The sequence below is a fragment of the Streptomyces sp. AK02-01A genome (genome assembly GCF_033795305.1).
Classification (GTDB): domain Bacteria; phylum Actinomycetota; class Actinomycetes; order Streptomycetales; family Streptomycetaceae; genus Streptomyces.
Map to the genome: position 1 here is coordinate 284377 of NZ_JARBAE010000003.1, position 25541 is coordinate 309917.

Here is a 25541-nt window from a genome sequence, read left to right on the forward strand (position 1 = left end):
AGTCCTTATCTCCCGTGAGTGGCTGCTCACCGCCGGTGACACAGACTTTTTTTAACCAATTGGTTATGCTGGTGGTCGTGCGCGGCGAGAGGCGGTCGAAGTGAAGGTCATCATCTTTGGAGCGTCCGGCATAGTCGGACAAGGTGTTCTGCGTGAGTGTGTGCTGGACGAACGGGTGGAGAGCGTGCTGCTGGTGAGCCGTACACCCACCGGCGGACATCACGCGAAGGTCCGCGAAATCGTCCATCAGGACTTCGCCGACCTCACGTCCCTCGAAGACCAACTCACCGGCCTGGACGCCTGCTTCTTCTGTCTGGGTGTCTCCTCGGCCGGCCGGAGCGAGGAGGAGTACCGCCGTATCACGCACGACTACACGCTCGCCGCCGCGCGGACGCTCGCTCCGCGCAACCCCGATTTGACGTTCGTCTATGTCTCCGGCGAGGGCACCGACAGCACCGGACAGGGCCGCTCGGCCTGGGCTCGCGTCAAGGGCCGCACGGAGAATGAACTGCTCGCCATGGACTTCCACGCGTATATGTTCCGGCCGGGCTATATCCGGCCCCGCCACGGAGCGAGGTCCAGAACCCGGCTGTACCGGCTGATGTACGCCCTCACGTCCTGGCTCTATCCGTTGTTGCGCAAGCTGTCGCCGGACCATGTGACGACCACCGAGCACCTGGGCCGCGCGATGCTCGCGGTGGTGGCGCTCCGGGGCGCCGGTCCGCACATCCTGCACAGCCGGGAGATCAATCAGCTCGGAGCCTGACCCTTGTCGCCATCGGTGGCCGCCGTCTCCTGCTGTCGTTCCCGTGTCAGACAGGGCCTGGGCCGGCGCACCGTCAGTCCTGCCGCATTGATGGCCGCCGCGAAGGTCGGTTAGGCTTGAATCGGGTGCGAGCACCGGCGCTGAGGCCTGGCCCGCCGACCGGTGGTCGTCGTTCGTGGCGTGGTCTCCGGTCGAAGACCACGAAGACCACGTCCGCCGGAGCCCCGGCGGACGAGCGCGGACAGAGCGAAGAAGGATGAGGCGGCGATGGCGATCGGACCGCGCACATCACACACCGCCTTTCTGCGTCTGCACATCGATCTGCTGCGCGTCGCCGGCGCCATCTGTCGCGCCTGACTCCGGGCCGGCCCAGGGTTCTCCGGCCGTTGGCTTCCTGACCGGGAGCTTCAGCGGTCGGACGGTGCTCCCGGGCCCGTGGTCCGACGGTGACGTCCTGTGCCTCATCGTCCAAAGGCTCTTGTTTCTCCTCCACAGCCGCCCGCCGCCCCGGTGATGTTGCCCGGGCGGTCCTCTGTCCCGTACCTGGCATACCCGCCATCACGTCTCTCCGGAAGTGGTGTTTCTCCGTGCCCGAGACATCTCCCCTGCATCTCGCCATAGCCCTCGAAGGCGCCGGTTGGCATCCCGCGGCCTGGCGCGCGCCCGACGCCCGCGCCGACGAACTGTTCACACCGCGCTACTGGGTCGATCTGGTCCAGGAGGCCGAGCGCGGCCTGGTGGACTTCGTGACCATCGAGGACTCACTCGGACTCCAGTCCGCCCGCTACGACCGGGCGGACACCGGTGAAACTCCCGGCCGGGTCCGCGGCCGGCTGGACGCGGTCCTGATCGCGGCCCGTGTCGCGCCGTTGACCAGCCATGTCGGTCTGGTGCCGGCGGTGACGGTGACGCACACCGAGCCGTTTCACCTGTCCAAGGCGATAGCCACTCTCGACTATGTCAGCACCGGCCGGGCCGGCCTGCGGATCCAGGTCTCCGCCCGTGCGTACGAGGCCGCGCTCTTCGGCCGCCGGGAGTTCCCGGAGTTCCGCATCGAGGACCGGGACGATCCCGTGGTTGCCGGTCTGCTCGCTGATCTCTTCGAGGAGGCCGCCGACTATGTGGAGGCGGTGCGCCGCCTCTGGGACAGTTGGGAGGACGACGCCGTGATCCGTGACGCCGCCACCGGTCGCTTCATCGACCGCGACCGGCTGCATTACACCGACTTCGCCGGAAAGTGGTTCAGCGTCAAGGGCCCCTCCATCACACCGCGTCCGCCACAGGGGCAGCCCGTGGTCACGGCTCTCGCGCACGCCACCGTGCCGTACCGGCTCGGTGCGCGGTCCGCGGACGTCGTTCATGTGACGCCGTTCGACAGCGAGCAGGCGCGGACCATTGAACAGGAGATACGACGCGAGCAGACCGCCGCCGGGCGGGCCGGGGAAGCGCTGCACGTCTTCGGCGATCTGGTCGTCTTTCTCGACAGGACCGAGGAAGCCGCGCGCGCCCGCAAGGCGCGGTTCGACGACCTCGCGGGTGAGGCCACGTCCTCGGACGCGCTCGTCTTCACCGGTACCGCGGCCGGGCTGGCGGACCTGCTGCTCGACTGGCGGTCCGCCGGACTCTCCGGCTTCCGGCTCCGCCCGGCGTCCATCCCGCACGACCTGCTCGCGATCACCCGCGACCTGGTCCCGGAGCTACAGCGGAGAGGGGCGTTCCGCAGCGAGTACGAGGCCGGCACACTGCGCGGACTGCTCGGACTCAGCAGGCCGGCCAACCGCTACGCGGCCGCGTGACCCGGCGCCATCACCGAGCATCGAGGACGTGAAATGAGCAAGCCTGTCAAGCGGATACACCTTGCCGCGCATTTTCCCGGCGTCAACAACACCACCGTCTGGAACGACCCCGCCGCGGGCAGCCAGATCGACTTCCGTTCCTTCGTACATCTCGCCAGGACCGCCGAGCGCGCCAAGTTCGACTTTCTCTTTCTCGCGGAGGGACTTCGCCTCCGCGAGCAGAACGGCCTCATCTACGATCTGGACGTCGTCGGACGGCCGGACACCTTCACCGTCCTGAGCGCCCTCGCCGCCGTGACCGACCGGCTCGGGCTGGCCGGCACGATCAACTCGACCTTCAACGAGCCCTATGAGGTCGCCCGGCAGTTCGCCAGCCTGGACCATCTCTCCGGCGGACGTGCGGCCTGGAACGTGGTCACCTCGTGGGACGCGTTCACCGGCGAGAACTTCCGCCGCGGCGGATTCCTTCCGCAGGACGCCCGCTACGAACGGGCCAAGCAGTTCCTGGCGGCGGCGAAAACACTCTTCGGCTCGTGGCGCGGTGACGAGATCGTCGCGGACAAGGAATCCGGCACGTTCCTGGGCGACCCGGGAGCCGGACACTTCGACTATCACACCGAACAGTTCGACATCACCGGCCAGTTCAACGTCCCCCGCAGCCCGCAGGGCCGCCCGGTGATCTTCCAGGCCGGAGACTCGGACGAGGGCCGCGAGTTCGCCGCGGCCGACGCCGACGCCATCTTCACCCGGCACGGCACACTGGAGGCGGGCAAGGAGTTCTACGCCGACGTCAAGGGCCGGCTGGCGCGTTACGGACGATCCCGCGACGAACTGAAGGTCCTGCCCGGAGTCACCTTCGTACTGGGCGACACCGAGTCCGACGCCCAGGAGAAAGCACATGTGATCCGCCGTCAGCAGGTCAGCGGCCAGACCGCGATCAAGCTGCTGGAGCAGGTGTGGAACCGAGACCTGAGCGCGTACGACCCGGACGGACCACTGCCGGAGATCGATCCGGATCCCGGGGAGCACACGGTCGCCAGAGGCCGCGCCAGCGTCCGGATGAACCGCGATCCACTGGCCGTCGCACGCCAGTACCGCGAACTCGCCGAGGCGAAGAAGCTGTCGATCCGCGAGCTGATCATCGAGGTCAGCACCCGGCAGTCCTTCATCGGCACTCCGGAGACGGTCGCCACCGCTCTCAATGACTTCGTGCAGTCCGACGCGAGCGACGGATTCATCCTGGTGCCGCACCTGACTCCGGGCGGCCTGGACGACTTCGCGGACCGCGTCGTGCCGATCCTCCAGGAGCGCGGCGTCTACCGCACGGAGTACGAGGGCACCACGCTCCGGGAGCACCTGGGACTCGCCGCGTTCTGAGACACGCACCGCGAGCCGGCGAGCGGCGGATCAGAGAGCCGTCCGGAGGTGTTCCGCACCTCCGGACGGCTTACAGCCGTGTCCTGTCCACCGGCCGGACCGCGCACGGCGCCATCTCGCCTTGGAGTCCTGTCCCGACATCGAGACCGGTCGGATGGGCGGACTCGTGGAGGAGCTGTTGTCCCGGGCGTGACGGGATCTCCTGCACATGGCTGAGAACGGCGGCCGGGCGGTGCAACCGGCACGGCCTCCACGGCGTGTGGACCATCAGGAGCCGCCGTGGTCGTGGGAGTGGACTCCCGCCGTCCGGACGGGTGTTGAAGAGGCGGTCCCGTGCACGCGCCGCCGAGTCCGGGACGAGTGCCGGGGACGCGCCGAGTCCGGACGGCGCCGGTGAGGCGAAGGAGGAAGCGGATGAAGGCGGGTGTGCGCCGGCTCGCACTGGCGACCGCTGTCTGCGCGGCGGCGGCGACGGCGCAGGGCTGTACGGTGCCCACCGCGGGAGTGACCGGTATCTCGGTGACCGAGGAGGGACAGCCGCTCGGCGTGCTGGTCGTCTGCCACGATCACATGGACGTCGCGGTGCTGTACACCGACGGTGACAAGCCGGACGACCTCTCGAAGACCGTCGGCAGATGGTCGCGAACCGATCCCGTCACCGGTTTCACCACATGGCCGCTGGACACCGGAGGCGACGGCTGGACCGTCGAGCGGTCGTCCTCCGGCCGTCTGGCCCCGGACAAGACCTATACGCTCTTCGGTGGCACGCACGACAACTCGTGGTCGACGGCCTCCGTCGATTTCACCGTCGGACAACTGGCGGCCCTCGTCCCCGGCGAGGTCCGCTACTACACCGGTGAGCGCGACGGCGATGCCGACGTCTACCGGACGACATCGATGGCGGACTTCCGGTCCGTGGCGTGTCGCGGCATGTGACACCGTCGTCCGTCCGGCGCTCCGGACCGTGCCACGGTCCGGAGCGCCGGAACCGACGGATCTCAGCCGCTGCCCGGCACCGGCCAGCGCTGTTCCTCGGCCCAGTCGGGAAACGAGATCCAGGGAATGTCCGGGAAGTTCGCGCGCAGCGCCTCCATGTCGACGCTGTAACCGGACTCCGTCAGAAACGTGTACATGGCGCCCATGTCGGGGTTCATCCGCCGGAGGGCCTCCAGCGAGATCTGCCGCAATGTCACCGGCCCGCCCGCCGCCGCCCCGATGGCCCGCGCCATCTGCGCGGGCGTGGGATCGTCGCCCGCCACTTCCACCCGCTGTCCGATCCACCGGTCCGGATCCGCGACGACGGCCGCGACGACACGTCCCAGATCGCGCCTGGCGACCTGCTGGAGCGGAGTCCCGGCGGGCAGTGCCAAGGTCATCTGGCCCTGGGCGATCTCCTGGAGTGCTCCCAGGGCGTTGTCGAAGAAATACGTCGGCGCGACCACGGTGGCCGGCACCCCGGAGGCCGCGAGGACCTCCTCGGTGCGCGCCTTGGTCTCGAAGTGCGGGATCCCGGTGTGCTGGTCCGCGCTGGCCACGGAGGCCATGACGAGGTGCGGCAGCGCGGACCGCGCGGCCGCTTCCACGATCGCCACACCCTGTGCCATCTCCGCCTCCAGCCCGGCCCCGAAAGGCGTGGTGACGGCGAACGCCGCCGACGCGCCCCGGAAGGCCCGGGCCAGGGACGCCGCGTCGGACAGATCGCCGGCGACGACCTCGGCGCCCGCCGACTCCAGTGCGCGGGCCCGGGCGTCACCGGGGTCGCGCACCACCGCCCGGACCGAGCGGCCCTCGTCGAGCAGAGCGCTGACCACGGCGCCACCCTGGCCTCCGGTCGCGCCCAGTACCGCGATCTTCACTGTGCCTCCTCCGCCGGTCCGTGTTCATGTTCGTGGCTGACGCGTCCGGCGGCCACCGCACTCGCCGAACGGGCGACCGGAACCACCGCGGACGGGCGCGGCACCAGGACCGGGCGCGCGGCGCCTCGCTCCACCGGCAGCTCGCCGGTCCACGCTCGCGCTCCACACACTTTACGATCATCCTATAGGCCGACCAGGACGGAGGAGCTCTCCTCCGTCGTCCACAGAACACCGAGGCGAGATCATGAGCGATTCGAGCGCGACCAGCGCGGTAACGGTTTCCGACAACCCGGAGGCCGGCCGCTACGAGGCGTATGTCGACGGCACACTGGCCGGCATAGCGCAGTACATCCGCACCCACGAGCTGATCGCCTTTGTGCACACCGAGGTGGAGCCGGCGTTCGAGGGCAGGGGAGTGGGCGGCTCGCTGGTCAGGACATCACTGGACGCGGCACGCGCACAGGGCCTCGCGGTGCTCGCCGTCTGCCCCTTCTACACCGGCTGGATCGCCCGCCACTCCGACTACCAGGACCTGCTGTACGCCAAGAGGAGCAGCGTCACCGACTGAACCGGAGCCTCGGCTCAACAGCATCTGCGGGCCTAAGGCCCGTGGATGAGGCACACATGCCAGGAAAAAGGCGATCGCGGCTGGCTTTCACGGTTCTCGATCTCCACTGCCGGGCATGACCTGAGGGCACTCGTCACGGCGGACCGTTCCCAGGGAGCAGCCGATGAGCCGACTCTCCACCCACACCAGGCGGTTCGCTCTGCGAGGAGAGCTGCTCCGGCCGACGACGCTGTCCGTCAGGGACCTCAGGGAGGGCTGGGAGCAGCACCGGACCGAGGTGTCCTTCGACTGCGCGTCCAAGGGACCTCAGGGACACTTTTTCGAAGGACCGCTGCTGCGGGAGGTCGTCATCGGCGCCGGCCCGGCCTTCGACCTCCGGCGACGCAAGGACCGCTCCCGCTATCTGCTGGCCGTGACCGGCGGGGACGGGCACCATACGGTGCTGTCCTGGGCGGAGATCGACGCGGACTTCACCAACACGCCTGTCCTGCTGGCCACTCGCATGGACGGCCGTCCGCTGGATTCCGACGGAAGCCAGCTCGTCGTGCCTTCGGACCGCTGCGGAGCGCGCTACATCAGCGCGATCACCAGCATCTGGATCGGGCAGGCGATTCCCGGACAGCAGGGACCGCGGCGGTAGGAGTGGTTCGGCGGGAGCCAGGTGCCGCACACCGGCCGGGCTCGGACAAGAACTCCTGGCGTTAACCCGTCACGGCGTCAAACCGCCAGCTCACCGCATTGACCGGCCGCTCAGGACAGGTGGATCTTTCTTCCCAGCGAGGCCATCCGCGTATCGCCGCCGACCCTGACGTCCCGCGTCGGCCCACTGCTGTCACCAAGTGGAGTCCTTCTTGCGTGCCCAAAGACCATTCCCGGCGAGACCGGGCCATACGGCAAGACCCGTACCGGGCGGCGCTCGTACGAGCCGCGTCGCCCGATACGCGCGACCCGGACGGACCGGCGTGAACCGGCTGATCGCGGTGGTCAGCGCCGCGCTGCTCTGTGTGCTGGCGCTGCAGGTGCCGCAGCAGGCCACCGCGGCGCCGGCCGGCGGCGGCACGACGGCCGCCGCGGAACCGGTGTGCGGAAAACCGAAGCCGGGCGAGTTCACCTGCTTCGCGGTGCGCCGTACCGACGTTCCGAAGAAGCTCGGCGTCCAGCCGCGCACCACGGCCAGGACCGCCGCCGCGGGGCCCGAGGGATACGCTCCGGCGGACCTGCTCTCCGCCTACGGCCTGCCCGCCGACGGAGGCGCCGGCGCCACGGTCGCGATCGTGGACGCCTACGACAACCCCAACGCCGAGGCCGACCTGGCGATCTACCGCAAGCAGTACGGCCTCCCCGCCTGCACCACAGAAAACGGCTGCTTCCGCAAGGTCGACCAGCGTGGCGGAGCGGACTACCCGCAGTCCAACGGCGACTGGGCCGGTGAGATCTCGCTCGACGTCGACATGGTCTCGGCCGTCGCACCGAAGGCCCACATCCTGCTGGTCGAGGCCGACGGACCCACCTCCGACGACCTGGGCACCGCCGTGAACACGGCGGTCGAGCTGGGCGCGAAGTACGTGTCCAACTCGTACGGGGCGTACAGCGAGGACTACAGCAACCGGGCCTACGACGAGGCGTACTTCAACCACCCCGGAGCGGCCATCGTGGCCAGCTCGGCGGACAGCGGATACGGCGTCAGCTACCCGGCCTCGTCTCCGTACGTCACCGCCGTCGGCGGTACCTCACTCAACCGCGACAACAGCGGGCGCGGCTGGTCCGAGAAGGTCTGGAACAGCGTCATCACCCACGCCTCCGGAGACAAGTACTGGGGCGCGCCCGGCTCCGGATGCTCCGAGGTCGAGCCCAAGCCGTCGTTCCAGACCGACTCCGGCTGCGACGGCCGCTCGGTCGCGGACGTCAGCGCGGTCGCCGATCCGGCCACCGGGGTCGCGGTCTACAACAGCTTCTCCGACGGCGGCTGGAACGTCTACGGAGGCACCAGCGCCTCCGCACCGATCATCGCCGGTGTGTACGCGCTGGCCGGCTCCCCGGTCGCCGACACCTATCCCGCCTCGTACCCGTACCTCAGCCCGGGCGCGCTCAACGACGTGACCGAGGGCGACGACGCGAGCTGCCCGGACAGCTCGCTCTGCGGCTTCGGTTCCACACCGGAGTGCACACCGAGCTACGAGTGCATAGCCGGCCCCGGCTACGACGGCCCCACCGGCCTGGGCACACCACAGGGAGTGGCGGCCTTCAGGCCCGGTCCGCACGGCACGCTCGGCGGTACGGTGACCAACTCGTCGACGGGCAAACCCGTCCCGGGCGCGACGGTCACCCTCGGCCAGTACCGCGCGACCACCGACGCGGACGGCCGCTACCACCTGGCGGTTCCGGTCGGCTCGTATCCGCTGTCCGTGAGCGCGTTCGGCTACGGCGACCAGAGCCTCGGCACGGTGGACCTGGCCGACGGCGCCGCGCTGACGAAGGACATTCCGCTCGTCGAGGTGGCGACCCAGACCATCTCCGGCACCGTCAAGGACGGCGGTGGCCACGGCTGGGGCGTGTACGCGAAGATCACCGTCGACGGCGTGCCCGGCAGTGTCTTCACCGATCCGAAGACCGGCCACTACGCGGTCAAGGTGCCGATGGACCACACCTACACGCTGCGCGCCGCCGCGCTCTATCCCGGCTATGAGCCGGGCACCGCGACCGTCGCGGTCGCCGGTTCCTCGAAGACCGCCGACATCGGCCTGACGCTGACCGGCACCGGCGCGCTCCCGCCCGGCTACGCGATCACTTACCACGGCGGCGGACTGCAGAGCTTCGTCAGCAGCTCCACGCCGGGCGGCTGGACGGTGAAGAACAACACCGACGCCGGTGGCTGGCAGTTCGACGACCCGCTGAACCGCGGCAACCAGACCGGTGGTGACGGCCGGTTCGCCATCGTCGACGACTACGCCCTCGGCTGGGCTCCCGCGGACACCGAACTGATCAGCCCGAGCTACGACTTCTCCAAGGAGGCCAGGCCCGAGCTCGACTTCGACACCGCTCTCCCGCCGCTCTACCGGCTCGACGACCTCACCGCGGACGTCGATGTCAGCACCGACGACGGACGGAACTGGACGAACGTCTGGCACCACACCGATGTGGTCAACGGCCCGTCGCACGAAGTCGTCCCGCTCACCGCGTACGCGGGCGAGTCCGGCGTACGGGTCCGGTTCCACTTCGTGGGCGGTCTGACCGGCATCTGGCAGCTCGACAACGTGGCAGTGGGCACCCGCACTCTGGACACCCTGCCGGGCGGTCTGCTCGTCGGGCAGATCACCGACTCCAACACCGGTGCCGGTGTGCTCGGTGCCACGGTGGAGAGTGTCACCGTCCCGTCGGACTCCGGTCACAGCGTCGCCTCGCCGGGCGACCCGGCGATCGGCGACGGCCTGTACTGGGCCTTCTCCAGCCGCACCGGCAAGCAGCAGTTCACGGCCGGCCTGGCCGGTTTCGGATACCCGGAGGTCACCACCAAGGTCAAGATCGCCGCGGACGCGGTCACCGCGGCCGACATCGCTCTGCACCCGGCTCAACTGCGCGTGAACGAGACCGCGGTGGGCCGCGATGTGAAATGGGGCGACCAGGGGACCGTCAAGGTGACGGTGAAGAACACCGGCGGTTCACCTGCCACCGTCTCGCTGGGCGAGAAGGGGCTCGGCGGTCCGGTGAGCAAGGCCGCCGGCGCCGCCAGACACCGTGTCAGGACCGAGCTGACGCCCAACACCGCGACGGGCAGGTCCACCGGAGCGGCGAAGGCCACCGGCACGAAGACCGACCAGGCCTGGCAGGCCGTCGCGGACCTGCCCGGCGGAGCGTACGGCGGTCTCGCCGCCGTCAACGACGGCGTGCTGTACGCGGGCCTCGGCCAGACCCCGGACGGTCAGTGGAACAAGGGATTCTTCTCCTACGATCCCACGACCGGCGGCTGGAAGAAGCTGGCCGACGCCGTCACCGGGCGGTTCGCTCCGGCCTACGGCTTCATCCGGGGCAAGCTCTATGTCACCGGCGGCAAGGACGCGGCCGGCATACCGATTCCCGGCGGCGACGTCTACGACCCGGCGACCGACAACTGGTCCCAGATCGCCAACGCGCCCATCGCGTACGGCTCGGCCGGCTCGGCCGTCCTGGGAGACAAGCTGTATGTGATCGGCGGGTGCGACCAGCTCAACTGCGGCTTCGAGGACGTACAGATCTACGACCCGGCGTCGGACCGCTGGTCCACCGGCAAGCCGTACCCGAGGCCGGTCTCCTACGGATCCTGCGCCACCACCGACGGCGTGCTCTACTGCGCCGGCGGCGCGTACCAGCCGAACGGCCGGCTGCCCACCGACACCGCCGCGGGCTACGCGCTCGACGCGAAGACCGGCGACTGGAAGAAGATCGCGGACGCTCCGATCGACTTCTGGGGCGCGACGGGCACTGCCGCCAACGGCCGACTGCTCATCTCCGGCGGCAGCGTGATCAGCGCTCAGGCACTGACCAACGAGGCATACGCCTACGACCCGGCCGCGGATGCCTGGTCGGCGCTGCCGAACCTGGCGAACCCGCTGATCAACGCGGTGTCCGCACCCGGCTGGTATGTGATCGGCGGCCGCAACGCCGCCGGCGCGACCCAGACCGCGGCACAGAAACTGGCGGGTTACGACCAGCCGCACGCGGATGTGCCGTGGCTCACCGAGTCCACCAAGTCGGTCACCGTCAAGGCGGGTGCGTCGGCCACCGTCAAGGTGACCCTGGACGCGAGCGCGATGGGACCGGCCGACGCCGGTGACCACCGGGCCGCGCTGGTCGTCGACAGCGACACTCCCTACGGCGCGGTGACCGTACCGATCACCATGACGGTGACCGCACCCGCCGGCTGGGGCCTGCTCACCGGCACCGTCACCGGCACGGGCACGGACGGCGAAGTCACACCTCTCGCCGGCGCGACCGTGCAGATCGACACGAAGAACGGCGACTACACGCTCAGCACCGGCACGGACGGCGGCTATCAGCTCTGGCTTCCGGCCAAGGACAACCCGCTGACGGTGATCGTCGCAGCCTCGGGCTACAAGCCGACGACGAGAACCGTGAGAATCGTCAAGGACGGAGTCGTCACCAGCGACTTCAGCCTGGCGCACCTGTAACTCCGGTCCCGTACAACGGGGGCGGCCGCCGCGGCGGCCGTCCCCGCACGGCCGCTACTCCGGCCCGCCGGGCAGCCACCAGCCACGACTGGCGGCCAGCACCCCGGCCTGGAACCGGCTGCTGGCACCCAGCCTGACCAGCAACGCCTGGACTCTGCGCTGAACCGTACGATGGCCGACGCCCAACTGTCTGGCGATCGCCTCGTCGGGCAGCCCCGTTGCCAGCAGCGAGACGATCCGCCGTTCCTCCTCACTGGCGAACTCGCCGGCCTCGTCGTCGGCGGGCCCGCCCGGTCTGAACGGCTGCGCGTGCTGCCACAGCGTCTCGAAGAGCGCGGACAGCGCGTCGAGCAGCGCCGACGGATGGACCAGGATGCAGGAGTCCAGCACCCGCGGCGTGGCGAGCAGCGGGATCAGCCCGGCCTGGTCGTCGGCGAGGACCATCTTCATCGGCGCCTCCGGCAGGAATCGCACCTCCTCACCGGCCGCGATGTCCCGTTCGATGCGCAGCGTCGCGTCCGGCCTGCTGAACGCGTCCCGGGCATGGATGAACCGGCTGCGCACCCGCCGGTCCTCGATGGCCGTACTGGAGTTGACCATGCTGCCGTCGATCGTCTGCGCGTACGGCGGTGCGTCGATGCCTCGTATCTCGTGTTCCGCTCTGCGGAAGAGCTGCTGCCCGCACCGGGCCACGCCGTCCGGACCTGTTATCACCTCGATCAGCGGCGTGGAGTCCCGTCCGGCCCGAGCCTTCCGGTGCCGGTCCGCGAGCCGCTGGGCCAGCGCCCGGACCCGCTGGATGTCCCGCTCCCGTGCCAGCAGCAGCACCTCGACCGCGTTCTCCGGCGGCAGCGCGGCGTACCGTACGGGCCGCCCCGCCATCCGCGAGATCAGGCCACGGTCCTCAAGGCGGACCAACGCGCCCTTGAGCGCGTCGTGTTCGATGCCGGTTCGGCTCTCCAGGTCACCGACGCTCAGTGGTGAACCGTCGACCAGGGCGAAATAGGCGACTTCCGCCCAGTGATCCAGCCCCAGCACCTCCAACATGGCGCACCTCCGCATCGGCCTACCGCGTGGCTGCCCTCGACCAGGTGATTCCGTGATCGTCCGGCGCCCTCGGAAAGGTAACCCCACGCTCGAAGGCGTCGCACGCGCGGGTGCCGTCATCGAGCGGCGCCGCCCATGCGCCGGTGACGGCAAGGACATCGCGCGCCGTCACACCACGACCCGGAACCCGTCCAGGAGCCGGAAATCTCATACGGTCCGTCAGCCCTGTCGCGGGCAGGCGGTGTCGGGCCGGCCGGCAGCACGCGCCTCGCGGCGCGGTCCGCGACCTGGCGGGCATGGCGTCCCGCGTTCCGCCGCGGGCCCACAGGAGGGCAGCCGATGCCGCCACGCCAGGGTTCGCCCGTCCGGCCGACCCGGCGTATACCGGAGGTAGGGACGAAGACGCGTCCGGCCTGTCCGGCCCGCCGGGACGAGGCGGCGCGAAAGCTTCGTGATCCGGGCGCCGCGGCTGGCCACGCGGACGCGGCTGCCATGGCGAGAGGAAAACACACCATGGAGGTCAAAGGCGCGACGGCGCTCGTCACCGGAGCCAATCGTGGCCTCGGGCGGGAGTTCGCCCGAGCGCTTTCGGCGGCGGGAGCGAACGTCTACGGAGCGGCGCGGGACGCGGCAGCGATCAGCGACGACGGCGTGACCGCCGTCGAGCTCGATGTCACCAGCGACGCGAGTGTGACGGCGGCGGCCAAGAGCTGCCCCGAGGTGAGCATCCTGATCAACAACGCCGGGATCGCGAGGCCGCGGAACGTGCTTCAGGCATCCATCGACGATGCCCGCCAGGAGATCGAGGTCAACTACCTCGGCTCGCTCCGGGTGGCCCAGGCGTTCGCTCCGGTGCTGCGGCGCAACGGCGGCGGTGCCATGGTGAATATCCTGTCCGCCGTCTCCTGGGTGGCGATGCCACGCATTCCCACCTACTCGGCGTCCAAGGCGGCGCAGTGGGCCATCAGCAACGCCCTGCGGTCGAGCCTGCGCGGGCAGGGCACGCTCGTGACCGGGATCCATCTGGGTTTCGCGGATACGGACCTGGCAGCCGCCGTCGAGCTGGAGAAGATCCCGCCCGCCGCGGTCGCGCGGGCCGTGCTCGCCGGACTGGAGGAAGACCGGGAGGAAGTCGTCGTCGACGACTTTTCACGCATGGTGAAGTCCAAGCTCTGCCGGGATCCGGCCGCGCTCTATCCCCAGATCGAGCGAGACTTCGGCTGAGACGGGCCGGACACGGGCGAGCGTCCGCCCGTGCCCTCGTAGGCAGGGCGACGACATGTCGCCAGACCAGGACGAGAGACGACACCGACCGTGACCGAGGAGCGTCCGGCAATGACGGAAGCGCGGCGACGTGCACGGGTGTTCTGCGCCAGATTCGGACTCGGCCTGCCGGTCCTCCAGGCACCGATGTCCGGATCCAGTCCTCCGGAACTGGCCGTCGCCGTGGCCGGAGCCGGTGGTATGGGAGCCGGAGGCGTACTCCGGGACAGTCCGCGACGTATCGCCGAATGGGCGGAGGAATTCCGGGCCGGCTCATCCGGCGCGTTCCAATTGAACGTCTGGATTCCTGAGACGTCCGAACCCGACCCGGCCGAGCGGCAACGCCTGATCGACGGCGCGCGGCAGTTCCTCGGCGGCTTCGGCACTCCGGGCGAGCCGGGCGGGCCGGACCCTCCGGTGTTCCGGGAACAGTGTGAGGCGATGCTCGCGGCCCGTCCGACGGCCGTCTCATCGATCATGGGCCTGTTCGAGCCCGACTATGTCCGCCGGCTGCACGCGCGGGGCATCGCCTGGTTCGCCTGCGCCACGACACTGGACGAGGCGCTCGCCGCCGAGGACGCCGGTGCGGACGCCGTCGTGGCGCAGGGCATGGAGGCCGGCGGCCATCGCGGCAGCTTCCGGCAGGAGGACGCCGAGCGCGCCGAAGTCGGTCTGTTCGCTCTGCTGCCGCGACTCGCCGACCGGCTGCGGGTGCCGATCGTGGCGACCGGAGGCATCGCGGACGGACGAGGGCTGGCCGCCGCACTCACACTGGGCGCCAGTGCGGTCCAGGTCGGCACCGTACTGCTGCGCTGTCCCGAGACCGGGACCAGCAGGGAATGGGCGGCAGCGCTGGAGGACCTGGGCCCGGAGGACACCGTGACCACGCGTGCCTACTCTGGCCGCCTTGCCCGGGCCGTGCGCACCGCCTATGTGAGGGCCTGGGCCGAGCCCGGCGCCCCGCGCCCCGCGCTCTTCCCGGACCAGTTGAGACTCGTCGGCCAGTGGCGGCGGGGCACCACCGACGGGCTCGACCGGAGCAACTACTGGGCGGGACAGAGCGCCGCGCTGGCCACCGAGGAACCGGCCGCCGATGTCATCACCCGGATGTGGACGAGCGCCTGCGGGCTGCTGCCCGGCTGACGGGCGGACGAACGCGGCGCCGGCCGCCGTACTGGGTGCGCGAACACCGACCAGCTCAACGATCGGTGAGCAGCCCGGCGTCGTGGGCGAGGACGGCGGCCTGTACGCGGTTGGCGCAGCCGGTACGGGTGAGGATCCGGCTGATGTGTGCCTTGACCGTGCCGGTACTCAGATACATCTGATGGGCGATCTCCGCGTTGGACAGGCCCGTGCCCAGCAGCCGCAGGACATCCCGTTCGGCGGGGGTCAGTTCTTCGGTGCGGCGTAGCGCGGCCTCGGTGTCCCGGCCGGACTTCACGTGCCGTTCCAGCAACTGCCGGGTGATCCGTGGTGCCAGTACCGGTTCACCTCCGGCCGCGAGTCGCACGGCGCGGATCAGTTCGGCGGGACCGGTGTCCTTGAGGAGGAATCCGCTCGCACCGGCCCGCAGGGCGCGCGCCACGCTCGCTTCCTCACCGAACGCCGTCAGCATCACGACACAGGTGCGGGGCGAGAGGCGGGCGATGTCCTCAGCGGCGGTGATTCCGTCCCTGTTCGGCATCTTGATGTCAAGCAGGGCGACATCGATGTCCTGGGCGCGGGACGCCGCGGCGGCCTCACGACCGTCGCCCGCCTCGGCGACCACCTTGATGTCCTCGGCGTTCTCCAGAATCAGCCGGATTCCCACGCGCATCAGCGCCTCGTCGTCGGCGACCAGGACTCGGATCATCAGCTCATCTTAGGGCCGCGTGGGCCAGCAGTACGACGAGGAAGACGACCGTGGGCAGCGTCACGAGCAGCGCCACGCAGCCCGATCCCAGGACTCGCGGCCAGGTCAGGATCTCGTCCGGCAGCGGGGCGCGTACCCCTCTTTGTCCGATGCCGTCGGATCGAGGGCGGGCCGGATCCGGAGAAAGTGCGTCAGAGGCTTCCTGGAGCGCGGCGAATCCCAGGGGCTCGTTCCCGTGGGCGGGCAGCCAAGCCGCCATGCGGAATCCACCGTCCGTCAAGGTGCCCGCCTGGAACGTGCCGCCGAGCAACGAGATCCGCTCCTGGCAGCCGGCCAGCCCACTGTGACTTCCTCCACGGGAATGGCCGGACGCGCGGGGCGCCTCGTTGGTGACGGACACTTCGACACCTCTGTCCGTGCTTCTCACCACCACCTTGGTGCGCGCGCCGGACGCGTGTTTCAGCACGTTCGTCAGCCCTTCGCGGACCACCCGGTGGACCGCCTGACGCGTACGCGGACCCGTCTCGGCCGTGTCGGGAACGGACCAGTCCAACTCGACGGTGCTGCCCGTCAGCCGGGATTCCGTCACGAGAGCGGTGATGTCCTCACGCGTTCCCTTCTCGTCTCCGGTCCTGTCCGTCGGGCCGGTCAAGTCCTCGTGCCGCAGGACACCGAGGATCTCGCGTAGTTCCTCCATGGCCGTACCGGCTGTCGTGCGGAGCATCTCGGCCTGTCCGACGATGGCGGGTGCCTGCCGCGCGGCGCCGAGTTCAAGCGCTCCGGCGTGCACCGAGATCAGGCTCAGCCGGTGGCCCAGGAGATCATGCATCTCTCCGGCGATCCGGGTCCGTTCCTCCAGCCGGGCCGCCGCGGCGGTCAGCGCACGGGCCTGCTCCAGATAGGCGTTGCGTTCCCGCAGCAGGCTCACCAGGGGCCGCCGTCGTCCCAGCAGGGTGCCGGCCAGAGCCGGAAGCAGAAGAAGCAGCACCACCGAGACCGCGTTCTCGGCCAGTTCCGACGGCAGCGCCTCGGGCCGGAAGAAGGCACGGGCGAGGGTCAGGACACCGACGGCGGCGCACGCCACCCCGGCGAGCCGCCACACACGCCGCGGCGGTGCGACACGACGGGTGGCGGACAGCACGACCAGCGGCGCCACCGCCAGGGTCCACACGTTGTCACCCACGAGCAGCACAGAGCAGCCCAGGACCGCGGCGGCCGGCCGGCCGCGCCGAGCGGGGACGAGTATCGCCGCCCACAACGCCTCCACAACGGCCGACAGCAGTCGATGCGGAGGCGCCAGCAGCAGTGGTAGCAGACCGAACGCTGCGACCAGGGCACAGAGGAGCGTCTCGGCTACGACCGTACGGCGCTCGGCGGCACGCACCGCGGACCAGCTCTCCACCGCCTCACGGCGCAACCACCGCGACACACCGGCCGGCATGTGCCTCAGCCGCCCCGCCAGGCGCGAGAGCTGCTTGTATTCGGGCGCCTGACTCATGATCTCCCTTGCCCCGCCTCTGGATCTCCGGGAGGAACGGTAGCCGCGGCCGTCGCCGCACGGCGGGTCCGGGTGTCATGCGCCCAGCCGGAGGCTCAACTCGGCCCGCAACGCGGCCACGTCCACCTGGTCGGCAGCCAGCAGCCCGACGACGCCGCCACCGGCCCCGGCCTCCGCGTCCGTCTCCGACTCGTCGAGCAGCGCGGACAGCAGGTGGACCGTGCCGACCGTCGGCGACCCGTGCTCGGCGGCGGACAGCCGCGCCATGGCCAGGGCCCGCTCGGCGGCGGCGGACTGCCGCGCACCGTCACTGTCGGGGACAGCGACGGGCAGGATCGCCGAAGTCGACGAGACCAGAGAGACCTGCCGTACGCCGTGTCGGCGCATCAGGGCCGGAGCGGAGTTGGCGTTCTCCAGACTTCCGGGAAGCGAGCGACCGGCGACGAACAGTGCCCGGTCCAGCGCCAGCGTTCCCAGCAGCAGATCCACCGGCTCGACCGCGGCGTGCCCGCACCGTATCGCTTGCCGCATGGCCTCAACGGACACCGCGAACAGAACCGGTGAGCCGTTCACGGTGCTCCCGGAGGTCCATGAAGTCAGCGCACGGGTCAAACAGTTACCGCTACCGCGCCTGCCCAGCGTTCCGGCCCGGCGAAGAAGGGTGACGCCGCGGGATTCCGGTCCCATGGTCTCCGCCGGAGCGCTTGCATCCAGTCGACCGAGTGCGGCCGACGCGGCAGCCAAGTCCAGCCGCCGCAGCAGCAGGGCCTCCCGTGCCCGGGTGTCCGGCAGGTCCAGCAGGGCACGGGCCACATGCCGGCAGCGCACGGAGATCGTCCCCTCGGCGCGGGCCGACCCGCGCGCGAGCAACAGGCACGCACGCACCGCCCCGCTCATCGGCGGCACCGAGCCGCTGCCCGCGGCCGATCCGTGTGAACCGAAGCCGACACGCCACCGTGCCTCATGCCAGGCGGCATCCACCTCTTTTCCGTCGGCATCCTGATCAGTTTCTTCACCGGCGCCGGCCCCGACCGGAGCACTGGGTGCCCCGTCGTCGCTCACCCAACCGCGGCCCGCCCAGCCGGCGATCAACCCGCTGAGCGAGCTGGCCTTCCGCATGCCCGGGGCAATCACCGCACCGGCGTCCGTGTCCCCCGACACAAGCTCCGCCAGCAGTGTGTCCGTCCCCACGACCGACAACTCACGCCTGGCCGCACGGCGCTGTGTCTCCACGAGCAGGTCCACGACGTCCGGCTCGAACTCCGTGGTCGCCCCGATCACGGCCATGCCGTCGGCTGCTCCGGTCGTCCCTCGCTGCCCCATCAATGTTCCTCTCTGAGCGTGGTCGTCTGGTCTGAACGACGCTAGGAGAACCCACCGCGCGATCGCGTCGGCCGATCGGCCACACTCCCCGTCCGATCGGCGCACCGGCCGCGTATCACCGCGCGCGGCGCGACACCGACAGATCAGCCTCCCGTTGGTGGTTGAGCGCGAGCCGTTAATGAGTTGACCGGATGGTGTCGTCTGGGCAGGCTCAGCCACGACCTGGATGAAAGCCTTCTTGCTGGTGAACGGCCCTGCTCGATCGGCGGGGCAGCGAGTCAGCAGATCGGGGATGCCGAGGGATGACTTCTCACCTCCACGCGCTCTGCTTCGACGCGAACGACCCGTTCCGTCTCGCGCGCTTCTGGGCCGGTGTCCTGGGCCGGGAGATGGCCGACGACTCCTACGACGGCATCACACTCCTGCCGAGCGATGACACCGGGTTCCGGATCCGATTTCTTCCGACCCAGGAGCAGAAGTCGGGCCAGAACCAGATGCACTTCGATCTGACGAGCACGTCCCTTGATGACCAGCGGCGCACGGTGGCGAGGTCGCTCGGACTCGGCGCCCGGCACATCGACATCGGCCAACGCCCGGAGGAGGGTCATGTGGTGCTCGCCGATCCCGAAGGCAATGAGTTCTGCGTCATCGAGCCCGGCAACACGTTCCTCGCTGACTGCGGATTCATCGGAGCGCTCGCGTGCGACGGTTCGCAGGAGGTCGGGTACTTCTGGAGCCAAGCGCTGGGCTGGCCATTGGTCTGGGACCAGGACCAGGAGACCGCGATCCGCTCGCCGCGCGGCGGTCCGAAGATCACGTGGGGCGGTCCGCCACTGATGCCGAAGACCGGGAAGAACCGGCTGCGTTTCGACCTCGCGCCGCCCGGCCACGGTGATCAGCAAGCGGAGGCCGACCGTCTCGTCTCCCTCGGAGCGACTCGAATCGACACTGGCGGGGGCGAGGCCGACCGGGTGGCGATGGCCGATCCCGACGGCCACGAGTTCTGTGTGTCGCCCTCCCGGTAACGCGTCCGATCCGGAGGCGGCGACCCTCCTCACGACGGGGCGAGCCATGGCCGTTCGGCTCACTCGCGTCGCTGTGAAAACGTTGAGCACGGAGCCTGGGTCACCGAACTGAAGGAGAACGACTACCCGTAAAAGCTGCCACGCTTGACTTGATCCCGTCGAAAGCTGGTTCCGTGTCGTTTCCGCTCCGTCGGCCCGCCGGCACGTGCGCTCTTCTCCTGGTCCTTCTCGCCGGATGTTCCTCCGGTACGTCCGGGCTCGCGAAGGAGGATCCGTCCGGTGCGGAAAAGGGCCGGTCCACGTCCGGCACGGCCAAGGTCCGTCCGCCGCGTGCCGACGCCGTCTTCGACTACCAGCTCGGCGGTGCCTACGCGCCACCGGCCGGAGTACGGGCGGTCTCCCGCGACCGCACGGCGAAGCCGGCCGACGGCCTGTACAACATCTGCTACGTCAACGCCTTCCAGGCGCAGCCCGGCGACGCGGTGGACTGGTGGCACGACAAGCATCCCCGTCTCCTCCTGCGGGGCGCCGACGGCGAACCGGTCATCGACGGAGACTGGGAGGAGCCCCTCCTCGACATATCCACCGACGACAAGCGTGCGGCACTCCTCGGCATCGTCGGCCCGTGGATCGACGCGTGCGCCGATGCCGGCTTCGACGCCGTGGAACCCGACAACCTCGATTCCTATGAACGCTCCGACGGCCTGCTCACCGCGGACGACGCGGCGGCCTTCGCCGGACTCCTGGCTCGCCGCGCCCACCAACAGGGCCTGGCCATCGCCCAGAAGAACACCACCGACCTGCTCGGTCGGCGCCGTCTCATCGGATTCGACTTCGCCGTGGTCGAGGAATGCGCCCGCTATCAGGAGTGTCCCGACTTCGTCTCCGCCTATGACGGCAGGGTCTTCGACATCGAGTACGAGGAAAAGGACTTCACCGCGGCCTGCCGCGCCTGGAGCGAGGAGTTGTCGATCACACTGCGCGACCGCGATGTCCGTCCCGTCGACGCGGACGGACATGTCTACGAGCACTGCTGACCCGGCCGGCACTCCTCCCGGCTGCTGCCGAGCGGACGGCCGGGATGCACGCGAGTGGGACATCGTCCGGACTCGGAGCGTCGAGAGACGACGGTGTCGTCGCGCGCCCGCCGAGCAGGTGCCCATGGCGACGGCGGCGGCGATCCGTCACCAACCTCCGTGGACAGAACACCTGGACGCTCTTCACTCCATGACCTTGTCGGTCCGTCGGCTGTTCACTGGTCGGTCGGCTCCACAGTGTGCCGAGGCCGCCGGCCCGGACCAGCAGCGGCGTCTCACGTCCGCGGTCGGTAGCGCAGACCGTCGAGGAGCAGATCCATCATGCGTCCCGCCTGCTCGCGCTGCGACGGTGAGCGTGCCGCGAGGGCGATGCCGCTGAGAGTCATCAGCACGTCATCGGCATGGGCGTCGGGCCGGGTCGCACCGGCTCGATGGGCGGCTGCCAGCAGCAGTTCGATCACCTCGTTCAACCGTTGTCTGCTGTGCACGAAGGGGTTTCCTCCCGAAGAGATCACGGCGTGCAGAGCGTCCGACATGCCGATCTTCGTTGTCATGTAATCGACGAAGCGATCCATCCACGTCCGAATCGCCTCTTCGGGGGGGAGTGTCTCCAACAGGGTCGTCGCCGCGTCGCACACGGCATCGAGTTCGCTGCGGTAGGCGGCCTCGATGAGCGCCTCGCGGGTGGGGAAGTGGCGATAGAGAGTGCCCATCCCGACTCCCGCGTCCTTGGCGATCGCACCGACGGTCGCGTCGAGTCCCTGCTCGACGAACAGGCGCGACGCGGACGCGAGCAGCCGGTCGCGGTTGCGCTGGGCGTCGGCTCGCAGAGGCCGGTCGGTTGCGGACACGTTGTCTCCTCCGAGGTGCCGCGAGCGACGCGCGGACGGCTGATGGACTTTTGAAGCGGAGCCCGCTCCGCCTACGCTCCACTAAACGGAGTGGGCTCCCGTTCAGGTTACCGCTTGTCGAAACGGCCGCAGGCAGGGACAGCCACGACGTCGGCCATACGCTCACGACCCCGCTCAGCCGCGAGTCAACCGCCGACGACATCCTGGCGGGCGTGGACCTCATCGGTAAGCAGGCGGTCATCACGGGCGCCGAGGTGACTCCGGCCGTCCGAGGGCACGGGGCACCGAGGCGGCGAACCGACTCGGTGACGTCTCGCTCGACATGCTCGGACGCTGAGCGTCTCGCCGGCCCGGCCGCGTCAGTGCGGTCGGCGTATCCGTGGATTGAGCGCCGCGAGACGCTCGTGGAACGACGGATCGGGCTGATTGCGCTCCGTCCGGCCCGTTTCCGGATCGATGTATCCCCACGCGCCCTTCCTGCCCGCGCCGCACACCATGAGTGTCAGGGTCCTGCCGGGTACGGCGATTCGCGTGACCTCGTGAAACGTGGAGAGCGGCACGTGATTCGTCCCGCCCGCCTCATGCACACGGGTCTCGGTGACGACCTCGCCGTCGACCAGCTCGTACCGCTGTTCCGTGTAGCCGCCGCGCAGCACATGGGCGGTGAACTCCCATGGATGGTTATGCGGCCGTGGCTTCTCGCCGCTGCGCAGATCGGGCGCGAGCCACAGGTTCACCTTGACCGTACGGGACTCCTCGCGCCGCACCACCAGCTCGGCCTTGTAACCGAGGCCGTCGGGGCCGGGTACAAGAAGCCACCGGTCCTCGGACGTGAAGTCCTCCCAAGTGATCGCGTCATCCGGCGCGAAGTCGGCCAGTCCCTGGACGGCGGCGTCGAAGAGTTCCTCGTCCACAGACAGCCCGGGTACGACCTGGACCTCCGGCATATTTCCTCCCGTGCACAATGACAACGTCCATACTCGCGATCACGTCCTTGGCGCGGCACACGTCCTACGGGACAGCCCTCAGCCGAGGTCGAAGTGCCGCACCCAGCGTCGCTGCCAGGGAGTCTCCACCGCCCGCGGGCGGTAGTGCTCGCGGACGAACGCGACGGCCTTCTCGGCCGGCACGCCGTCCATGACGGCCATGCAGGCCAGCGCTGTCCCGGTCCGCCCCTGACCGCCGCCGCACGCGATCTCAACCCGTTCTCCCGAGGCCCGGGAGAGGGCCTCGCGCAAGACGCTGCCTGCCTCTCGGCGATCTCTGGGAAGCCGGAAATCCGGCCAGCGCAGCCACTTCGCCTCCCACTCTGTCCGTGGAGGCTCTTTTCCCAGGAGATACACACCGAAGGTCGGCAGGGACCCTGTCGGCAGGGGGTGACGCAGTCCGCGGCCACGCACCAGCACACCCGACGGGAACCGCATGACGCCCGGGTCACCCGAAGACCACGTCTCAGCCATGCGAGGACTCTACCGGGACCGTGACGGAGGCCGGGCTTCCGCCGGCCGGGTGACGGACTCATTCTGGTCGTATTCCACGCCGGACCTGGAAGCCGGAGCGCCGGACTACTGGGAATACTGGGAAGCCTCACCGCTTCCGGCGGCGCGGAAGAGGAAGAAATCGCTGATCCCGAATCGATCGACGAGCAGTGAGAAGGAGAAGCGGCTCGAACGAAACGATGGGCCACTTGAACGACCCGCCCGCCTTGTTTTCCGTAGGCGCCTGTGCGATCGGTGAAGATGACCAGCAGTGCGTTCGGGAGCGTTCACGGAACCGGTGTCGTGAACACCGTCCCGGAGGCGGTCGAGGAGAAGAAGATGGTTGTAACGGGTGACATTCGCGCGGGAGTCATCGATGTTCACGCGCACTGGCTGCCTCGGGGACTGCTTGGCCTCCCGCCAGGATCGCCTCTCGGCGGCATGAACGACCGTGGCGGAGAGCTGTTCCTCGGTGACATTCCACTGTCCTTTCCCACCGCTGCGATCACCGATATCGAAAGGGTCGTCGCCGATACCGTAAAAGCCGGTCTTGGCACCCGCGTCATCTCCGCACCGCCCTTCGCCTTCCCCGTCCACGCACCGTCCGAGGCGGACGACTACATCGCGTCCTACAACGAGCAACTGGCGCGGGCCGTTTCCTCCTCCGACGGGGCCCTTGTGGGACTCGGACTGGTGCGTCTGGACGATGTGGACGCCGCCCGGCGCGAGATGGCCCGGCTGGTGGCCATGGAAGGTGTCGCCGGTATCGCTGTTCCGCCTGTTGTGCGGGGGCGGTCCTACGGCGAGGGCGTCATGCGTGAAGTGCTCGCCGTCGCGGCGGAGCTGGGTCTCGCCGTTCTCGTACACCCGATGCAGTTGCAGCGGCCGGAGTGGGGGAGCCACTATCTGGCCAACCTGATCGGTAACCCGGTGGAGACCACGACCGCTGTGGCATCGGTGCTTCTGGGCGGCACCATGGAGGAACTGCCGGACCTGCGTGTCTGTTTCGTTCATGGCGGTGGCTGCGCGCCGTCGCTGCTGGGACGGTGGGAACACGGCTGGCGGGTACGGTCGGACGTACGCGGCGGGAGCAGCCGTCCGCCGGCCGACATGTTCGCCCGGCTGTACTTCGACACGGTTACTCATGATCCTGAAGTGCTGGGGCTTCTCAGAGCCCGTGCTTCGCGGGATCGGATCCTGTGCGGCAGCGACTATCCATTCGACATGGCGCAGTCGGATCCTGTGCGCTTCGTTCTGGACAACGGGATCGACGCCGGGACGCTTGAGGTCAACGGCCGTGTGTTTCTGGGGATTCAGCCGGTCGTTGATCCGGGCGGGGGCGGCTGACCGAGGGCCCTGTCGTCGAGGCCCGCTGCGCTACGGCCAGGCTCCGGTACCGGTCGAGTCCGCACGCGTGGCGCGTTTTAAGTCAGCCGCTTGACTTACGTGACCAAGGTGCTTTCACTGATCACACAGGTCGGATGCCGGAGGGAGACTGTGATGAGCCCGGGCGACCATGGTGGTGCGCTGCCTATCCGTTGCCCGAGACGGGCGCCTTGGAGCCTCCGGAGCGGTGGGCGGAATCGCGGGTGGAGTGTCCGGTGGCGGGGGTGAGGCTGCCCAGCGGTGACGCGGCGTTGCCGTTGACCCGCTACGACGACGTCAAGCGGGTCCTGTCCGATCCGTGGTGCACACGCTCGCTGGGCGCGAACGACGCGGCCAGGATCTCGGACAACGAATCTGGTGGAGTGTTCAACGACTTCCTTCGGTGCCGGTCCTCACTCCTGCCAGGGCCAGTCACTGGCGCGCACCGAACCGGTGACCGTACTCGACGTCCTGCTGCGCCGCCTGCCATCCCCGGAAGTCGCCCTTCCCGCACCGGAGTTGCGCCGGTCGAGGGGTCCGGTTGCCGGCGGGTCGCGTGATGTTCCGGTGAGGTGGTGACGGGGTGGCCAGAACGGCGCGGACGGAGCGGGCGGGTGAGACCAGAGAGCTGATTCTCTCCGTGGCGGAGCGGTTGTTCGCCGAGCACGGTGTGTTCGCCGTGTCCAATCGTCAGATCAGTGAGGCGGCGGGGCAGGGCAACAACGCCGCCGTTGGCTACCACTTCGGTACGAAGACGGATCTGCTGCGGGCGATTGTCCGTAAGCACAGTGAGCCGATCGACGTGTTGCGTGAGCGCATGCTGGCCGGGGCGGGCGGCTTTGTCGGTGCCCGGGACTGGGTAGCGTGTCTGGTGTGTCCGAGTACCGAGCATCTGGCGGCGTTGGGATGCCCCACGTGGTACGCGCGTTTCGGAGCTCAGTTGATGACCGATCCGGTGCTGCGCGAGCTCATGATCGATGAGACGTTCGGCCCCTCGATCCACCGGACCCTCGATGGACTCAACCGGTGCCTGGCCGATCTTCCGCTGCCCGTGCGGATCGAACGCGGTGACATGGCCCGCAACCTGATGGTGCACATGCTCGCCGAACGTGAACGCGCACTGGCCGAGGGCGCCCACACCGCCCGAAGTAGCTGGCAGGCGTACGCGTCCGGGCTCATCGACGCGATAACCGGCCTCTGGCTGGCGCCCGTGACATCCGCCCGGTAGCTCCCGCCGACTGTCCGGAGCCCCGCCCGCCGGCGGGCCCCACGCC

Annotated in this window: 22 protein-coding genes; 14 read left to right on the forward strand and 8 right to left on the reverse strand. The window is 69.4% G+C overall.

Features of this window, described 5'->3' with window-relative positions; all coding sequences use genetic code 11:
- Nucleotides 1-100: 100 nt before the first annotated feature.
- The 5 genes from PV679_RS06060 (at nucleotide 101) to PV679_RS06080 (ending at nucleotide 4875) form a co-directional block, all read left to right on the forward strand.
- Nucleotides 101-766: an epimerase gene (locus PV679_RS06060; protein WP_319678985.1), complete on the forward strand. Its 666-nt coding sequence runs from the start codon at nucleotides 101-103 to the stop codon at nucleotides 764-766.
- Nucleotides 767-1033: 267 nt separating this feature from the next.
- Nucleotides 1034-1123 carry a putative leader peptide gene (locus PV679_RS06065; RefSeq protein WP_319678986.1) on the forward strand — a complete coding sequence of 30 codons (90 nt, stop codon included), beginning with the start codon at nucleotides 1034-1036 and terminating at the stop codon, nucleotides 1121-1123.
- A 230-nt stretch (nucleotides 1124-1353) separates the two neighbouring features.
- Nucleotides 1354-2562, forward strand: a complete 1209-nt coding sequence (locus PV679_RS06070) for an LLM class flavin-dependent oxidoreductase (protein WP_319678987.1) — start codon at nucleotides 1354-1356, stop codon at nucleotides 2560-2562.
- A 33-nt stretch (nucleotides 2563-2595) separates the two neighbouring features.
- Nucleotides 2596-3939: an NtaA/DmoA family FMN-dependent monooxygenase gene (locus PV679_RS06075; protein ID WP_319678988.1), complete on the forward strand. Its 1344-nt coding sequence runs from the start codon at nucleotides 2596-2598 to the stop codon at nucleotides 3937-3939.
- Between the two features lie 414 nt (nucleotides 3940-4353).
- Nucleotides 4354-4875, forward strand: coding sequence for a hypothetical protein (locus tag PV679_RS06080; protein ID WP_319678989.1), 522 nt, complete (start codon nucleotides 4354-4356; stop codon nucleotides 4873-4875).
- Between the two features lie 62 nt (nucleotides 4876-4937).
- Here the strand turns inward: PV679_RS06080 and PV679_RS06085 are convergent, their stop codons facing one another.
- Entirely contained in the window at nucleotides 4938-5795 is an 858-nt protein-coding gene (locus PV679_RS06085; RefSeq protein WP_319678990.1) for an NmrA/HSCARG family protein, read from the reverse strand.
- Between the two features lie 244 nt (nucleotides 5796-6039).
- On the opposite strand from PV679_RS06085, the gene PV679_RS06090 reads away from it, so the two are divergent.
- The 3 genes from PV679_RS06090 to PV679_RS06100 all read left to right on the forward strand — a co-directional run bounded on the left by PV679_RS06090 (nucleotide 6040) and on the right by PV679_RS06100 (nucleotide 11528).
- The gene (locus PV679_RS06090) at nucleotides 6040-6363 is read left to right on the forward strand and encodes a GNAT family N-acetyltransferase (RefSeq protein ID WP_319678991.1); all 324 of its coding nucleotides are present in this window, start codon (nucleotides 6040-6042) and stop codon (nucleotides 6361-6363) included.
- Nucleotides 6364-6526: 163 nt separating this feature from the next.
- The gene (locus PV679_RS06095) at nucleotides 6527-7003 is read left to right on the forward strand and encodes a molybdopterin-dependent oxidoreductase (RefSeq protein WP_319678992.1); all 477 of its coding nucleotides are present in this window, start codon (nucleotides 6527-6529) and stop codon (nucleotides 7001-7003) included.
- 322 nt (nucleotides 7004-7325) lie between these two features.
- Nucleotides 7326-11528, forward strand: a complete 4203-nt coding sequence (locus PV679_RS06100; RefSeq protein WP_319678993.1) for a carboxypeptidase regulatory-like domain-containing protein — start codon at nucleotides 7326-7328, stop codon at nucleotides 11526-11528.
- Nucleotides 11529-11582: 54 nt separating this feature from the next.
- Here the strand turns inward: PV679_RS06100 and PV679_RS06105 are convergent, their stop codons facing one another.
- A complete protein-coding gene (locus tag PV679_RS06105) occupies nucleotides 11583-12575 on the reverse strand; it encodes a helix-turn-helix domain-containing protein (RefSeq protein ID WP_319678994.1) in 993 nt (330 codons plus the stop codon).
- A 513-nt stretch (nucleotides 12576-13088) separates the two neighbouring features.
- On the opposite strand from PV679_RS06105, the gene PV679_RS06110 reads away from it, so the two are divergent.
- Nucleotides 13089-13799 carry an SDR family oxidoreductase gene (locus PV679_RS06110; protein ID WP_319678995.1) on the forward strand — a complete coding sequence of 237 codons (711 nt, stop codon included), beginning with the start codon at nucleotides 13089-13091 and terminating at the stop codon, nucleotides 13797-13799.
- 111 nt (nucleotides 13800-13910) lie between these two features.
- The gene (locus tag PV679_RS06115) at nucleotides 13911-14981 is read left to right on the forward strand and encodes a nitronate monooxygenase (RefSeq protein ID WP_319678996.1); all 1071 of its coding nucleotides are present in this window, start codon (nucleotides 13911-13913) and stop codon (nucleotides 14979-14981) included.
- Between the two features lie 55 nt (nucleotides 14982-15036).
- Here PV679_RS06115 and PV679_RS06120 read toward each other — a convergent pair whose 3' ends face one another.
- From PV679_RS06120 to PV679_RS06130, 3 genes are all read right to left on the reverse strand, one after another.
- Nucleotides 15037-15690, reverse strand: a complete 654-nt coding sequence (locus tag PV679_RS06120; RefSeq protein ID WP_319678997.1) for a response regulator transcription factor — start codon at nucleotides 15688-15690, stop codon at nucleotides 15037-15039.
- 4 nt (nucleotides 15691-15694) lie between these two features.
- Nucleotides 15695-17188, reverse strand: coding sequence for a sensor histidine kinase (locus PV679_RS06125; RefSeq protein WP_319678998.1), 1494 nt, complete (start codon nucleotides 17186-17188; stop codon nucleotides 15695-15697).
- A 75-nt stretch (nucleotides 17189-17263) separates the two neighbouring features.
- Nucleotides 17264-18511: a hypothetical protein gene (locus PV679_RS06130; RefSeq protein ID WP_319678999.1), complete on the reverse strand. Its 1248-nt coding sequence runs from the start codon at nucleotides 18509-18511 to the stop codon at nucleotides 17264-17266.
- Between the two features lie 302 nt (nucleotides 18512-18813).
- Here PV679_RS06130 and PV679_RS06135 point away from each other — a divergent pair, with 302 nt between their 5' ends.
- A complete protein-coding gene (locus PV679_RS06135; RefSeq protein ID WP_319679000.1) occupies nucleotides 18814-19536 on the forward strand; it encodes a VOC family protein in 723 nt (240 codons plus the stop codon).
- Nucleotides 19537-19709: 173 nt separating this feature from the next.
- Nucleotides 19710-20573: an endo alpha-1,4 polygalactosaminidase gene (locus PV679_RS06140; protein ID WP_319679001.1), complete on the forward strand. Its 864-nt coding sequence runs from the start codon at nucleotides 19710-19712 to the stop codon at nucleotides 20571-20573.
- A 275-nt stretch (nucleotides 20574-20848) separates the two neighbouring features.
- Here the strand turns inward: PV679_RS06140 and PV679_RS06145 are convergent, their stop codons facing one another.
- The 3 genes from PV679_RS06145 to PV679_RS06155 form a co-directional block, all read right to left on the reverse strand.
- Entirely contained in the window at nucleotides 20849-21424 is a 576-nt protein-coding gene (locus tag PV679_RS06145; protein ID WP_319679002.1) for a helix-turn-helix domain-containing protein, read from the reverse strand.
- 359 nt (nucleotides 21425-21783) lie between these two features.
- Nucleotides 21784-22371 carry a hypothetical protein gene (locus tag PV679_RS06150; RefSeq protein ID WP_319679003.1) on the reverse strand — a complete coding sequence of 196 codons (588 nt, stop codon included), beginning with the start codon at nucleotides 22369-22371 and terminating at the stop codon, nucleotides 21784-21786.
- 78 nt (nucleotides 22372-22449) lie between these two features.
- A complete protein-coding gene (locus PV679_RS06155) occupies nucleotides 22450-22884 on the reverse strand; it encodes a protein-tyrosine phosphatase family protein (RefSeq protein WP_319679004.1) in 435 nt (144 codons plus the stop codon).
- Between the two features lie 321 nt (nucleotides 22885-23205).
- On the opposite strand from PV679_RS06155, the gene PV679_RS06160 reads away from it, so the two are divergent.
- On the forward strand, nucleotides 23206-24249 hold the full coding sequence (locus PV679_RS06160; RefSeq protein ID WP_319679005.1) for an amidohydrolase family protein: 1044 nt from the start codon (nucleotides 23206-23208) through the stop codon (nucleotides 24247-24249).
- 601 nt (nucleotides 24250-24850) lie between these two features.
- The gene (locus PV679_RS06165) at nucleotides 24851-25495 is read left to right on the forward strand and encodes a TetR/AcrR family transcriptional regulator (RefSeq protein WP_319679006.1); all 645 of its coding nucleotides are present in this window, start codon (nucleotides 24851-24853) and stop codon (nucleotides 25493-25495) included.
- Nucleotides 25496-25541 lie beyond the last annotated feature (46 nt).